Origin of the sequence: Anaerobacillus arseniciselenatis (assembly GCF_001865995.1) — a bacterium.
GTDB lineage: Bacteria > Bacillota > Bacilli > Bacillales > Anaerobacillaceae > Anaerobacillus > Anaerobacillus arseniciselenatis.
Genome location: NZ_MLQQ01000010.1, coordinates 37617 through 51024 on the forward strand (window position 1 = coordinate 37617; position 13408 = coordinate 51024).

Genomic DNA, 13408 nt, shown 5'->3' on the forward strand with positions numbered 1-13408 from the left:
GAAAACCTTCGTTTTTCTCATACTATTATTCTTTAACAAAGTTCGTTTGTTAAAAGTAGATCGGAAGGGGAGATTTTATGTATCAATATCCACCATTGAACAAAATTGTTCAAGATGCTGCAATGTATGACATGCTTGCAAACTATTATAAGTACCTTGATCCACAGAAACATATTTACTACTATCAGTTACACCTGATGTGTATGCAACAACTATGTCAAACGGTAGAATTTGGAGGGACTCCGTACCGAAGTTCAGGAAACCCGAACAACAACAATAACAATAATAATCAGCGTGCAAAGGTTCGTGTACTTCATGCTTCACCAGATGCGCCGCGTGTAGATATCTACGTAAATGGTGAAAAAACATTTGAAAACATGATGTATTACCAAATTAGCCCTTATATGGATTTACAAGCAGGCTCTTATGAAATCGAAGTTTATCCTGCTGGTCAAACAAATGATGCAGTATTAAGTGAAAATGTAAGAGTAGGAGCAGGAAAGCATTATACGATTGCCGCTGCCGATCGCCTTGAGGACCTTCGTCTAGTTGTTGTTGAAGACGAACCTGACGTACCACAAGGTAAAACTAAAGTTCGTGTTTGGCACCTATCACCAAACGCTCCACAAGTAGATATTGCTGTCGCTGATGGAGATGTTTTATTTGAGGATGTATCTTTCAGAGATGCTTCGGATTATCTTGAACTTGATCCTGGAACGGTAACATTAGAAGTTCGGGAAGCAGGCACTGATAATATTGTTTTAACATTACGTGACACAAATTTAAGAGCGAATGAAGTTTATACGGTTGCAGCAATTGGTATTTTTGAAGGACGCCCTCGTTTTGAAGCATTGATTTTAAACCCGTAAGCGAAGAAAAGGTTGCCACTAATGAATTTCATAATTCATTATTCTCGCCACTATGATCAATATATAGTTGCGTCAAAACCGATCGCAAACTATATATTGCGTGATATGGCTCAATTTAGATAATTATGAAATTCACTTAAGTAGCAACCTTTTTACATTTTTGGACATAATAAATAACAATTGTTTTTTACTTAATGAAATTGACTTATGTAATATTGCTCGGCTACTGCTCATATTAGTAAATGAGGTGATTTGATGAAAGGGTATAAAACTACTCCATGTGTCATTTGCGGAAAAATACACGATACCGCAGCTAATTGTCCGTCTCACCAAGCGATTTGCCCACTGTGTCAAAAGTTAGTGATGAATCAAACGGAGAAGAGTGGATAATCTTACAATTATTAAGTTTCAATAATCCTTTTGGACGAGGACGATTGTTTCCACTCCTCAATAGTAGTACTAATATTTTCTTGCCATTCTTTATATGTTGAAAAAACAAACGTTTTTTTATGAATAAGCTTCACCAGACTTTTCAAATCTTCAATAGCTAAGTCTTTTTCATAAATAAAAGTGATGATATCAACATACTGCTTTAAGGTGATAGGAACCACGGGAACTGGTTTACCTATCCACGATTCGCGGTTTAAAATATAAAACTGCCACATCGTTCTTATGTTCATTGATGATGATAAAAATAAACCGTAAATCTCCTTATCTTGATAACGCTCAATAAATTTATTCACGTGGTCGATTACAGACGAACCTTCGTGCTCCCACTGTCTAACACCTGTCATTAAAGAAACTTCCGGAATTAAAATGAAATGATCATCATAAAGTTCCATATCAGGAGTATTCCCAACCCCTGGCGCAAATGCTTTAGGGGTTAAATCTTCTTCGATCTTAAAGTTTCTTTTCACATAATGGCGACCTTCAATCGCAACGAGTGATTTCCACGTATTACACTCTAACCATAAAGCTGCCATATCTTCATTACCTTCAATAATATCGTTAAACTTCTCTAATATTTCTACTCTTGCTGCCTCAGTTTTTGAATGATATTTAATAAAAAGCTCTTCGTTTAAGGAAACCAACTGCTCCGTTAAATATTGATCTAATTTCGTTAAAGCTTCTTTATCATTGACGACGTCTTCAGTAAGTAAATTAGTTACGGCGTTCGTCCGGTCTCCCCCATTAAAGTTAACGATTTGAGTTTCAGCCCGCTGAAGCTTCGTTTTTAATAACTCTACCTTATTCGTAATGATTTCTTTAATATTGTCTTTATTTTCCCAAGGTAGTGTGATGTTATAGGGGTTCCCAAACCATTCCATATACTTTTCAAAATTATTTTCATCATAATAAGTAAACTCGTAATTTTCTTGTAAAAGCTTCATTTTCACTTTTGCATGTTCAGGAACAAATAGTTTTACGTAGTAGCCCCTACCACGTTGACTAAATAAGCCAGTGTATTCTAATGTTCTGACGAGGGCATCTGCATAGTCTTTATAATACGTTTCTGGCTTGTTTTTAATTTCAGGATAGGCATCATTAAAAATCTTATTAAAAATGGCCGTGACACTTTTAATGTTTTTCTTGTTGGTTAATGCTTCGTATTCGTTACGAAACTTAGTAATCGCTTTTATCGTTTGATCTAGATTTTCTATTTGGGTACAACCAAATAGAAAACCTAACTCAAACTTGTTTAAATGATCAAAATGCTTAAATACATTTAAAATAACCTCCATTGGAAAAACAAAATTCTCATCCTGGTTTATTCGCCTATGGGGGCTTCTTCTTACTACACTCGGTGATGGGAAACGCATCTTTAATAATTGTCTAATAAGTAAATTTTCATCGGCACGGCCTTCATTAACAAGTTGGCCGGCCTCTGTCACTTTTATTAAACCGTTAGGAGCAACATAGCCAAGACCGTAAAACTCAAACGTTGTTTTATCGTTTCTACCGGTAGATTCTGTTTCATTTTCATCAAGAAGTCCCGACAAATAGTCATCGTAGGTCGGGTAACGTTCCTCAAGCTCTTGTAAATGAGCTCGGTAAATATAATCCCGACGCGCTGGATGAATCGGCTTATCGTTCCAACGACTCATTTTATCCGGGGCTTGATAGTTCCAATTTTCATTTTCTAATGCAGCAAAATGAGGAAACCACCTCAACGTTTTTAAAATACTTCTCGGTTTTGTTCGAAACCACCATGAGTTCACTGCACTTCACTCCTTAAAGTTATTTTTTTCTATTAAACATCAAAACCCGTTAAAATAGTGTAAAAAAAGAGACACGGAAAGTGCCTCAAATTAATAATTTTTTATTAATAAATGTTCTGTATTTTTATCGTTACGATTTTGAAAGCTAACGAGATATTTTTTATCAAAAGCCAATACTTCAAAGCCTCTATCAATATACAAACTTTGGATTAACTCAGTATTCTTAATGACGAGCATCCATTTAGCTTCTGTATTATATAAATAGTTCGCTAGCCTTGTTTGATCTTCGGCAGTAAAGGACATTCCCGCATAATCTGAAAAGTCACTGTCATAAGGTGGGTCTAAGAAAATAAAATCTTCTCCGGTTATCTCAATTTCTTCAAAAAATTGTTCGAAATCCAAATTGTAGATTTCTGTGCGTTGTAAATGATTTCTCAATTCGTTACTTTTCATATAGTTGATTTTCTTATTAAATGCTTTACGGTTATAGGAAATTCCACCGTAAGGAACGTTGAATTTTCCCTCTTTGTTATAGCGAAACATACTTGCATAGCAATATTCGCGAATAAAATAAAAGACTGCGATATGATCAGATGTTGGCAAGTTTAACTCGGCTTTGTAATTGTATAAATAACGCAAATACATATAGTAAGCGCTTTTGAAAGCTGTCTCGATATTATCTACGATATCAGAGGAAGGTAGCTTCCCTTTTTCTCCCTCAATTTTTTTCATACGTTTCGTCTTGCCAGTTAAGTTTCTTTTTAGCTCGGCGATAAACTTGTCTTGTTTAACGTTAAAAGACGTTGCTAGTATTTCTTCGAATACACTCGAGTACTCATGTAAAAATTGTACGATAAAATCGTCTAATTCCTCTTTAGTAATATGATCTTCAGAGTATTGTTTATACTTATTAACAAACATTAACTCCTTATCTAATACGAAATTCTCGATCTCTAGCCAGTTCGCATAAATGGAATCTAGTTTTTCAAAAAAGCGTTGATCATTCGTTTTTATAAAAGTGTACAGGCTAGTCAACTCTGTAAACTTATCATTAATACACATTCGCTCTTTGTCCATCGCAAAATAAACAGCTCCCCCACCGATAAACGGTTCGATGTAACGATCAAACTGTTCTGGTATGTTTGGCAAAATGTGTGTGAGTTCTTTTTCTTTTCCACCCGCCCATTTCATAAATGGTGAGAGTTTATTGTAAGGAGTAACTGTCACTCTTGTTCACTTCCAATTCATGTACTTAAAGATTCATTCTATTATATCATTTTTTTGGTTAGTTAGGGTCCAATCATAAATTATTACATTCGACTGAATTTTTTTATCATAATGGCATCATTATCACTTCACCAACCCATGCTTAAACGCATAAATAACGGCTTGAGTACGGTCGTGAACTTCTAGTTTCCCTAAAATGTTACTGACATGCACTTTAACTGTTTTTAAAGCGATAAAAGCTTCATCAGCGATTTCTTGATTTGTTTTTCCTTCAGCAATAAGTAGTAAAATCTCCATTTCTCGTTCGGTTAGCTGTTCGTGCGGATACGTGACTTTCTTTTGACGCATTTTCGTCATCATTTTTCCAGTTACTTCAGGTTCTAACACCGATTGACCGCGATGTGTAGCGCGAACTGCTTCGGCGATTTCGCTCGCCTTTGATGTTTTTAACATATAGCTCGTAGCTCCAGCTTCCAGGGCTGGGTACACTTTTTCATCATCAAGGAAGCTTGTAACGATAATGACCTTGGCTTCCGGCCATTCCTCAACAATCCTTCGAGTTGCTTCAATACCGTCCATTTCTTTCATGACTAGGTCCATTAAAATAATGTCTGGACGGATCGCTAACGCAAGATCGACTCCTTTAGCACCATTGTCGGCTTCTCCAACCACCTCAATATCTGGTTGTGCAGATAAATACGAAGTTACACCAATTCGGACCATTTCATGATCGTCTACAAATAAAACTTTGATCAATTTAAATCACCTGCCATTAATGGAACTTTCACTTCAAGGCGAGTTCCTTTATTTTTTAGGCTTACAACTTTTAGAACACCACCGATTTCTTTCGTGCGTTCGTGCATATTTTGTAAACCGTACGAACCTGCTTTTTCTTCACTAACGTCAAAACCTACGCCATCATCAGAAATTCGTAAAATGACTAAATCGTCTCGATGAATGAGTAGTACTTCCAAACTCGTTGCTTTTGCATGGCGTAACGTATTTGAAATCGATTCTTGTAAAATACGAAAGAGGTGATCTTCTACTCCTTTTTCTAAAGGATGCGATTCAACTGTCCACGATATCTCCATCGGTACCTTTTGAGATAACTCGCTTAATAATTCTTGCATTCCTTCTTGAAGTGATTTTCCTTTAAGGGGCACAGGTCGTAGGTGAAGTAATAATGCTCTCATTTCAAGCTGCGATTGGTGGATCATTTCTTCGACAAGTTTTAACTGCTTTGCTTCTGGACTAGCTTGTTCTTGCTTCGTTTCGGTAATTGCTGACATGAGCATCGATGCTGCAAACAGCTGTTGACTCACGGAGTCATGAAGTTCACGTGCGAGACGGTTACGCTCTTGGGAAACGATTTTTTGAACTTGCTTTTCTTGATCGATCGCTTTTTCACTAGCAAGCTTTTGCGCTGTTTTCACTTGTTCTGACATTTGCTTTTGAATATTTTTGACACGGCGCCAAACATTTTCTAGTTCTTCAGGTTGTGCAGTTTTATCTTCACTTAATAAGCGGCCTTGTTCAAGCTCATATAAAGCTTCCTCTACCATTTCCATTTGTTTCTTATAATTGTAGGTACTTATTACACCATAAATGATTCCAAGGGCAACGGCGACTGCTGGGATAAAAAACAATACTGGTAAATCCAAGAGCTTTATCTCTAACACAACTTGCCAATCAGCAACTGGAAAAATAACAAGATATATAATCGTCGCTATCGTAAAGGCGATGATCGAAAAAAATACACTCGAGAGAATCTGTCTTTGAATATACTTCATATTCTCTTCACCTCTAATCTACCGATCCCCATAGAGGTGACAATTTTGATTTTTTGTTGAGCCTCATCATATTTTTCTGTGCGATACGATAACGTTTGGTTGAATAGCTTTTCATTTTCTGCTTCGAAAATAATCGTCGTTCCGGTAACTACAGAATGAGAAACATTTACTTCTATATCATATGGAACAAGAATTTGAATATTGCCGATAAAATTACGAATCGAAATAACTGCTTCACCTTTCGGAAGAACAGTATTACTTAAGTCTATTCTCGTATCGCCAATGCCTGTTTGAATGTTAATATCGTCCCATTCAAACACTTCTTCTGACGTTTTTTGACGGCCGTAAAAAAGATTTTTTAAAAGTTGTTGCGAACGGATCTTCTTTGTTGCATCGTTCGTTGGCATTCCTTCTTTTACATTTGGCTCAATAACAATTGGTCCGGTTTTTGATTTATAAAAATAAAATATAACGTAAATGATAGCGGCAAAAATTAAAAACTTAAAGACCATCATACTAATGATTGTAAAAAAGAGAATAAAACACCCGATAAAAAAGAATAGTTTTCCGCTAGACCCGTAAAACCTTTTCGCTCCAAAATAAATGAAAATCCCTGAAAACAATATCGCAAAAACTAACCCTTTACTAAAAAAAGTAATCTCGACTAGGAGAAGGAGCAGTCCAATCAAAACGGTCCAACTAATGTAATCTGTTTTATTGTGATTATCCATAACCTCTCCTCCTCGCATGTAAAAATATGTAGTGGGCTAACCCTAGTTTCGGAGTCAACCCTTATTAAAATATACCATGTTTTTACTGAGAAACCGAACGACTTTCTGCATTTTTTATTTCTTTTTCAAGTTGGGCGATGCGACTATCAATTGTATTACGATGGTACTGTGAGTTTGCTTGATGCTCAAGACGATCTAAGTAGCGATCCATCTCATCAAAACGTGAGTCGATTTTGTCTGTATAACTATTTCCGTCTAGCATTTGGTTCATACGATGGTTCGCCCGTGTCATGTTTTCTCTTCCCATTAACTCCATCCGCTTAATATGCATGTCTTTAAGCTTATGCTTCATTTCTTCATATTTTTTCTCTAGATCGTAGAGGTTTGATGTTGCTTGTTCAAGAGAAAGCTTTAAACGCTGTGCTCGCTCTTCATAATGCGTTTGTTCTTCAATAGCAAAGTTCATGAGCTCTGTTTCACCGGCTTTTGCGGCGATATCTACTTGATATTTACGCTTATCTGCTAATTGCCGTGCTTCGTTATGCTCGCGCGTAAACTCTTCTTTTAATAAATATTGACGCTCAACTAACTTTCTCACTTTCTCTACTTCTTTTTCACATTCGCGCAAATATTGATTTAACAACGCAATTGGATTTTTTTGTTCTTTTTCATCTAAAATTTCATGAACATCTGCTGCAATTGTATTTTTAATACGTGTAAATAAGTTACTCATTTTGGATCCGCTCCTTTTAAAATATTGATCGTTTTGCCTTGCAACTTTTGTTACTAACCCGTCTCTTAATAATTACGCTTTAATTCCGCCCATTCTTTTTCGAAATTGACGAATGGATCGGTTTCTTCCCTCTTGTTCGTTATAGGTGCTTCAGATTCACGATCATCTTCATCCCAACTTTTGAAAACAAAATAAAGGACAATAGCTGCGATCAAGCCAACAAGTGCTGGAATATTTGAAGCGACACTTGAAAAAAGGATAAGCCCTAAAATCGCCCAAGCAATTTTACTGAATGATGTGTCGGCATTCATAAAGCCTTTAAATGCGTAGTAAAGAATGACAAGGCTAAGTGCAAAAATTGCAATTGGTCCTATATTTGCGAGTAAAATAATCGCTGCAATCCCACCTAATATAATTAATCCGAATTTTTTCATGTTTAGTTCCTCTCCTTTCTTAACTCTATGTTATCTTGATTTGCACTTCGCCATAATGAGCCTTAGATATATTTTGAATAGGACTTGAGGCTTATAGGAGAGTACGACTTGTTGTCCAAATATACTCCTTTGCTGTCTAAATACTGATCATCATAAAAAACAGCTACTCCTAAAAGAAGTAACTGTTTCTTGAGAGATTAATTTATCGGAAAGTGTCCACCCCACGTGGACAAAATCGCGATTTGTCCACGGGCGGTGTCAGACACCGAAAAGGACTATACCATTTTAAAGCGGGCGGTGAAGTGGCGGAGAATTTTAGGTTCGTACGTAAAGGTGACACCTTTGATTGAGTCCCGCTTTGCGTACAACTGTATTAAAGAATCGGCAATATAGCGAATATGGTTATCAGTATAGGTTCGGCGTGGGATTGTGAGCCTCAATAACTCTAGCTCTGAAAGTCCGTCCTCCCCTGTGTCTACATCACGCCCAAATAAGAGCGACCCAATTTCAACGGCGCGAATGCCACTTTCTAAGTAAAGAGCGATGGCAAGGGCGTGTGCTGGAAACTGCTCCTTTGGTATATTAGGTAAAAACTTCGCTGCATCAACAAACACGGCATGACCGCCAATTGGCTCTTGAACAGGAACGCCTCCCTCTTTTAACAACTCTCCTAATAAGCGAACCTGGCCGATACGTTGCTCGAGGTTTTCATACTTTACGACTTCCTTTAAACCAATCGCGAGCGCTTCCATATCTCTGCCGGCAAGACCTCCGTAAGTAGGAAAGCCCTCTAGCGGGACGATCATTGAGCGACATTTTTCGAATAACTCACTATCATCTTTAATCGCTAGTAACCCACCGATATTCACGAGTCCGTCTTTCTTCGCACTCATCGTTAATCCGTCGCCATACTGATACATTTCTTGAATGATTTCAATGATCTCTTTCTGTTCATACCCTTCTTCCCGTTGCTTAATAAAATAAGCATTTTCAGCAAAACGTGCCGCATCAAAAATAACTGGAACCTCATATTGCTTCCCGATACGATAAACTTCTTTTATATTAGCCATAGATACCGGCTGTCCACCTGCACTATTACAAGTCACTGTATTCACAATAAAAGCAATCTGCTCTGTACCATATTTAACAATAAACTCTTCTAACTTCTGAGTGTCAAAATTCCCTTTAAACGGATGATCGACTGCCGTATCATAAGCTTCTTCAATCACAAGATTGACAGGTCTAGCTTCGTTCATCTCAATATGAGCTTTCGTCGTATCAAAGTGCATATTCCCTAATACAAAGTGACCTTTTTCTTCTATTAATAACGGAAATAACACTTGTTCAGCACCTCGCCCTTGATGGACAGGTAAAACATACTTATAACCTGTTAACTCTTGAACGGTTTCTTCTAAGTGATAAAAATTGCGGCTCCCCGCATACGATTCATCACCGAGCATCATTCCTGCCCATTGGCGATCGCTCATCGCTCCAGTTCCACTGTCGGTTAACAAATCGATATAAACTTCTTCACTTCGGAGCAAAAATGGATTATACCCTGCTTTTTCAATACTTCTTTCTCTCTCTTCTTTAGAAATTAATTGAATTGGCTCGACCATTTTTATTTTATATGGCTCTGGTAAATATGACCTCAATCAAATCCCTCCTCTATTTTTCGGGTTTTATCCCCTATTTATATACTATTAGGAAGAAGTTTGGTTTTTCCTGCTTTAAAATTTTTTCTTAGAGAAGTTGTCAAACATTTTCGTTTCTCTTTTTTCGATAATGTAACATTTAAGCCGTTTTATTATCTCGTTTAATATTTAAATCGCCTAAACTTTAAATTTTGATTGCCCTCAGCCTTTAACTTTAGTACAATAAACGGTAAAAGTGTTGACTAAATTAAATTTTCAGTCTTTTTATAATGTTATTAATTCTTTATACTAGAAATACTGAAATAAACAGAACAGAGGAGGACTTATGGAGAGAGAACTTTTTAATAAAGAACAAATCCCGTATATTTGCACACCATTAACCGGTAAAACAACAGATGAAATTAGCTCAGAGCTAACCAATATCGTTTCAAAACAACCTGATATGTTGGAGTGGCGTGTTGATTTCTTTAGTGATATCGACAAAACCGATAAAGTGTTAGCAACACTAAAAGAAATTCATTCTCTTAGCAATGGCCTTCCTCTACTTTTCACGATCCGCTCACATAAAGAAGGTGGGCAAGAAATCTCCTTAGTTGAAAATCAGGTGGTTGATTTATTATGTGAGGTATGTAAAAGTGATTTTGTTGACTTGATTGATTTTGAGGCTGCTAATCCACTAGAGCATATCCAACGTGTAAAAAAAGCTACAATGCAACATAGGAAAAAACTCGTGTTATCGCATCATAAATTTGACACTACACCTTCAAAATCTGATATCATCAAACAATTAGCTAAGATGTCACATTTCGGTGCAGACGTTGCAAAAGTTGCTTTTATGCCAAATACACACGAAGATGTGATGGCATTACTAGAAGCAACAAAAGAAACAAATGAACTTTTAGATATTGAACTAATTACCATCTCAATGGGAGATATCGGAGTAATGAGTAGGGTATTAGGATGGCTTTACGGTTCAGTTCTAACATTTGCCGTTGGAGAAAAAAGTTCCGCTCCTGGGCAAATATCTATTGAAGCCCTGCAAGGGATGATTGATTTGATAAAGAAAGAAAATTCCTTTGAAAAGATAATTAGTAAATAAATTTAAAATTCTATAAGTTAATAACAACTATGTCCTTTCTAGAAAATCAAAAAAGCTGAGCACTTGATATACATCAGGCTCAGCTTTTTTGATTCTATTTGTAAAAGAGTGCTATAAGGTTATTAATCTTATACATTTCTATTCAATAAGGGGGAAATCGGGGGATGACTCATCTTATATATCTAAAAATGTATATGAGAATTTCAATATAGCAAAATTGGAATTATATTTTTATAATTTTTATTTCTCCTTCTCAGGGTCGTAAAACTCACCAAATAATTCTGCATCCGAAGGTTTGTCCTCTGGAATTGGACGAGATACCCAAGTTGTGTTCATATAATGTTTTAAGTTAACATTTTCTGAAACGATATTTCCTCCCCAAGTACCACAACCTAAGCTTGATGTCATAGGCATTCCGTTGTTGAATGCCCCAGCATTTGCTTTTGATTGAGGTTGACGTACCATGATACGGCTTACTGGTGCCGCTAAACCGAGACGATGAATATGGTCATCGTTGAAAGAGTAAATTCCACAAGAGTGTCCTTTACCTCCTACTTCGTAAACAGCTCGCATCATATCAAGTGCGTTTTCAAACTCACCTTCATATTTATAGACAGCCATTAACGTTGTTAATTTTTCACGAGAAAATAGATGTTCTTTACCAATTCCATCACCTTTAACAACGATAAATTTACGATCCGCAGGAATTTCAAATCCGGCTGCTTTGGCTAATTGGTGTGGTGCAATTGCAACAGTGTCTGCTAAACGATGACCTTCTTCATCCCACATTACTGCACGTAATTTTGCTTTTTCTTCTTCATTAGCTAAATATGCTCCTTCGTTTTCTAAAGCTGCTAACATATCATCATATACTTTTTCACTAATAATTAAGTTTCCATCAGCTGAACAACCTGATCCGAAGTCAGATGTTTTACTTAACATTGAATTACGAGCTGCTTCTTGAACATCTGCTGTTTCGTCGATCACCATTGTTGAGTTCCCTGCGCCTACCCCGTATGCTGGAGTTCCTGAACTGTATGCACTTTGAACCATTCCAGGACCACCAGTTGCAAGTACTAGGTCAGCACGAGACATTAAAGCTTGCGTCATCGGAATATTTACATTTTGTAAGCATTGGAAAATATCAGCTGGCGCTCCTTCTCTTTCAAGCGCTTCTCTCATTATTCTTACGGTTTCAAAAGTTGTCTTTTTTGAACGAGGGTGTGGGGAGAAAATCACAACATCTCGAGCTTTAAGCGCATAAACAGCTGAACCTGCTGGTGTTAAGTCAGGATTTGTTGTTGGAACGATTGAACCGATGATACCAACAGGCTTAGCGTATTTCACAATACCCTTTTCAGCGTTCTCTTCGATGATACCGACACTTTTTTGACGTAGGGCATCTCTTAAAATTCCGCGAATTTTAAAGCGTTTCCCCATGCGGCTTACTGGATCGCCTAAACCACTTTCTTCGATTCCCATATCGACAAGACGTGTGAACGTTTCTTTATTCGACACAGCCCATGCAACTGCTTGGGCTAAGCGGTCGACCTTTTTTTGATCATATGACTCAATAATTTTTAGTGCTTTTTGTGCACGCTCAAATGCTAAATCTAGTTCTTGTTGTTGCTCTGCCGTAAGTTCCTTTGTTTTTTTAACCGTAGTATTTGCCAATGTAATTACCTCCATATAAATTTGATACATATTTTGAATAATGATGCTTAAACAAATGATTATATTTTTTACTTACCGATACTTTCTTTTATTACAAGAAAGTGCTAGCATTTCGATAAACACTGTCGTGGATGTTTTGCAAAATAATCTTTAGCTGATTGTAAGCAACGACGCGCATGTTCTTCATAACCTAACTGCTGAACACGTTTAGTGTTTGGTAATTCAATTGAATAAGGGATTTTTGGAATACGATTTATAATACTTGCGACATCAATGCCACCTTCACCAACATACGAACGTTCCTCACGTAAAATACGGGTCATCGCAGCTTTTGATGATGGTATTTCTCCTGGTGCATCACAGAGATGGAAATAACGAAACCATTCTCGTGGAACTTTTTCTAAATCTTCAACTCTGTCCCCTGAACGATGAAAATGATGTGCATCAATCATTAAACCTGCATTATCGCATTTTACCGTATTTAAAATATCAAGAGTTCCCTCCAAATTGTAGACACTTGCAATTGGCACAAATTCTAATTCAATCGTCAAGCCAAACGGTTTTGCTAGATCACAAACTTCGGCAAAACGCTCAATGGCAAAGTTTCGGTCATCTGTCCAAATGCTACTAAGTACATGACGTCCCCCAAGTTCAGCAGCTACTTCAAAAGCTGGTAAATAACGTTTCGGATCAAGTCCGTCATAAATTCGTGCTAACTCAATATCTAAAAGATTTATTCCCGTATTTGCAAGTGCATTTTTCGTTTCACGAAACAACGCCTTATTTTCTGCTAAATCATAGTTTGGTTCACCAGGAAGTCCCATATAAATAGGTCTTAAGCTAACAAAATCATAACCTGTGCGAGCAGCCATATACGTGAGCTCAGGCGGTGAACAACCGAGTGCGGTAAGATGTGCTATTGAAAATTGTTGTGCCATCTACTTTCCCCTCCATTAATTAGATCGATCTAATTAAAT

Annotated in this window: 13 protein-coding genes; 3 read left to right on the forward strand and 10 right to left on the reverse strand. The window is 37.0% G+C overall.

The features are described from left to right. Positions 1 to 77: 77 nt before the first annotated feature. Together BKP35_RS07430 and BKP35_RS20065 are read left to right on the forward strand one after the other, a co-directional pair. Positions 78 to 869 carry a DUF4397 domain-containing protein gene (locus BKP35_RS07430; RefSeq protein ID WP_071312722.1) on the forward strand — a complete coding sequence of 264 codons (792 nt, stop codon included), beginning with the start codon at positions 78 to 80 and terminating at the stop codon, positions 867 to 869. A gap of 255 nt (positions 870 to 1124) precedes the next feature. Further along, on the forward strand, positions 1125 to 1259 hold the full coding sequence (locus BKP35_RS20065) for a hypothetical protein (protein WP_281244192.1): 135 nt from the start codon (positions 1125 to 1127) through the stop codon (positions 1257 to 1259). Between the two features lie 11 nt (positions 1260 to 1270). Here the strand turns inward: BKP35_RS20065 and BKP35_RS07435 are convergent, their stop codons facing one another. From BKP35_RS07435 to BKP35_RS07470, 8 genes are all read right to left on the reverse strand, one after another. Next, complete coding sequence (locus BKP35_RS07435; RefSeq protein ID WP_071312723.1) at positions 1271 to 3088, reverse strand: AlwI family type II restriction endonuclease; 1818 nt, start codon at positions 3086 to 3088, stop codon at positions 1271 to 1273. Between the two features lie 90 nt (positions 3089 to 3178). Next, entirely contained in the window at positions 3179 to 4279 is a 1101-nt protein-coding gene (locus BKP35_RS07440; RefSeq protein WP_071312877.1) for a DNA adenine methylase, read from the reverse strand. 159 nt (positions 4280 to 4438) lie between these two features. Further along, the gene (locus BKP35_RS07445; protein ID WP_071312724.1) at positions 4439 to 5071 is read right to left on the reverse strand and encodes a response regulator; all 633 of its coding nucleotides are present in this window, start codon (positions 5069 to 5071) and stop codon (positions 4439 to 4441) included. Then, a complete protein-coding gene (locus BKP35_RS07450; RefSeq protein WP_071312725.1) occupies positions 5068 to 6105 on the reverse strand; it encodes a sensor histidine kinase in 1038 nt (345 codons plus the stop codon). Before BKP35_RS07450 ends, BKP35_RS07445 begins: the two co-directional genes overlap by 4 nt. Continuing rightward, complete coding sequence (gene liaF, locus BKP35_RS07455; protein WP_071312726.1) at positions 6102 to 6836, reverse strand: cell wall-active antibiotics response protein LiaF; 735 nt, start codon at positions 6834 to 6836, stop codon at positions 6102 to 6104. Before liaF ends, BKP35_RS07450 begins: the two co-directional genes overlap by 4 nt. Before the next feature lie 82 nt (positions 6837 to 6918). Continuing rightward, positions 6919 to 7569 carry a PspA/IM30 family protein gene (locus tag BKP35_RS07460; protein WP_071312727.1) on the reverse strand — a complete coding sequence of 217 codons (651 nt, stop codon included), beginning with the start codon at positions 7567 to 7569 and terminating at the stop codon, positions 6919 to 6921. Between the two features lie 65 nt (positions 7570 to 7634). Further along, positions 7635 to 8003 (reverse strand): lmo0954 family membrane protein, encoded by a 369-nt coding sequence (locus BKP35_RS07465; protein WP_071312728.1) that lies wholly within the window; start codon positions 8001 to 8003, stop codon positions 7635 to 7637. A 275-nt stretch (positions 8004 to 8278) separates the two neighbouring features. Then, complete coding sequence (locus BKP35_RS07470) at positions 8279 to 9658, reverse strand: tryptophanase (RefSeq protein ID WP_084031508.1); 1380 nt, start codon at positions 9656 to 9658, stop codon at positions 8279 to 8281. Between the two features lie 325 nt (positions 9659 to 9983). Between BKP35_RS07470 and aroD the strand changes: the two genes are divergently transcribed. Beyond that, positions 9984 to 10757 (forward strand): type I 3-dehydroquinate dehydratase, encoded by a 774-nt coding sequence (aroD, locus tag BKP35_RS07475; RefSeq protein ID WP_071312729.1) that lies wholly within the window; start codon positions 9984 to 9986, stop codon positions 10755 to 10757. A gap of 240 nt (positions 10758 to 10997) precedes the next feature. Here aroD and BKP35_RS07480 read toward each other — a convergent pair whose 3' ends face one another. Both BKP35_RS07480 and BKP35_RS07485 read right to left on the reverse strand, forming a co-directional pair. Next, on the reverse strand, positions 10998 to 12431 hold the full coding sequence (locus BKP35_RS07480; protein WP_211274609.1) for an aldehyde dehydrogenase family protein: 1434 nt from the start codon (positions 12429 to 12431) through the stop codon (positions 10998 to 11000). A 104-nt stretch (positions 12432 to 12535) separates the two neighbouring features. Continuing rightward, positions 12536 to 13369 (reverse strand): sugar phosphate isomerase/epimerase family protein, encoded by an 834-nt coding sequence (locus BKP35_RS07485; RefSeq protein ID WP_071312731.1) that lies wholly within the window; start codon positions 13367 to 13369, stop codon positions 12536 to 12538. Positions 13370 to 13408: the final 39 nt, after the last annotated feature.